This is a genomic window from Actinomycetospora sp. (assembly GCF_055612215.1).
Window position 1 is genome coordinate 1 of the sequence record NZ_JBVPVA010000682.1, and the last position, 1,168, is coordinate 1,168.

The window sequence follows — 1,168 nt, forward strand, 5'->3', positions numbered from 1 at the left end:
CGCCGAGCAGGTGCTCCGCGACGCCGGCGTCGTGCCCGCGACGATCGGCGTCGTCGACGGACGCCCGACGGTCGGCCTCACCAGGGGCGACATCGAGCGGCTGGGCGCCGCGGACCCCGTGCACAAGATCGGGACGCGGGACCTCCCGGTGGCGATGGCCCAGGGCCTCTCGGGCGGTACGACGGTGGCCGCGACCGCGCTGCTGGCCCACCGCGCGGGCGTCGGGGTGTTCGCCACCGGCGGGCTCGGCGGGGTGCACCGGGGCGCCGCGACGACCTTCGACGAGTCGGCCGACCTGGTCGCCCTCGCGGGGCTGCCGATCCTCGTGGTCTCCGCAGGCGTCAAGTCGATCCTCGACGTCGGAGCCACGCTGGAGCGCCTGGAGACCCTCGGGGTGACGGTGCTGGGCTACCGCACCGGCACGTTCCCGGGGTTCTACGTGCGCGACTCCGGGTTCCCGGTCGCCGACCGCGTCGAGACCCCGGACGAGGTCGCGGCGGTGGTGCGTGCCCGCGACGGGCTCGGGCTGCGCTCCGCGGTCCTGCTCGCGAACCCCGTCGACACCGCCGAGCAGCTTGACGACGAGGTCCACCGGGCCGTGCTCGACGGCGCGCTGGCGGACGCCGAGACGCGCGGCGTCCGCGGCAAGGACACGACCCCGCACCTGCTCGACCACCTCCACCGCGCCAGCGCAGGGCGCAGCCTCGAGGTCAACGTCGCGCTCTACCGGGCGAACGTCGCGCTCGGGGGAGAGGTGGCCTGCGCGCTCGCCGCGCCCGTCGGCTGACGGGCCCAGCACGCCGCCGAGGTTCCGGGGTGCTTTCCCGATCCGGGATGTGTCCCGGACCACCCTCCGGGGCAACTGTCGGTCGGAGCACCAGGAGGGTGACGATGACCAATCTCGCGACGGCGCTGGTCGACGCAGCGGACCAGCACGCCGATCGACCGGCCCTGCGGCTCGACGAGCACGTGCTCACCTACGGGGAGTTCTTCGACACCGCACGCGCGGTCGCCGGCGTCCTGCGCGCGCGGGGCCTCGAGCCTGGGGACCGGGTGGGGATGGTGTTCCCCAACGTGCCCGCGTTCCCGCTGGCGTTCTACGGGGCGCTCCTCGCCGGGTGTGCGGTCGTGCCGATGAACCCGCTGCTCTAGGCCCGGGTGATCGAGT

The 1,168-nt window shown here is 74.8% G+C and carries 2 protein-coding genes; both read left to right on the forward strand.

Annotated features, from left to right (window positions below; translation table 11 throughout):
* Positions 1–787: pseudouridine-5'-phosphate glycosidase (locus AC0CYZ_RS18680; RefSeq protein ID WP_472218024.1), on the forward strand; the 787-nt coding region annotated here is incomplete at its 5' end.
* A 104-nt stretch (positions 788–891) separates the two neighbouring features.
* Positions 892–1,152, forward strand: coding sequence for an AMP-binding protein (locus AC0CYZ_RS18685; protein WP_472218026.1), 261 nt, complete (start codon positions 892–894; stop codon positions 1,150–1,152).
* Positions 1,153–1,168: the final 16 nt, after the last annotated feature.

Coding starts and splice junctions, on each gene's coding strand:
- AC0CYZ_RS18685 (WP_472218026.1), top strand. CDS start 892: ATGACCAATCTCGCGACGGCGCTGGTCGACGCAGCGGACCAGCACGCC.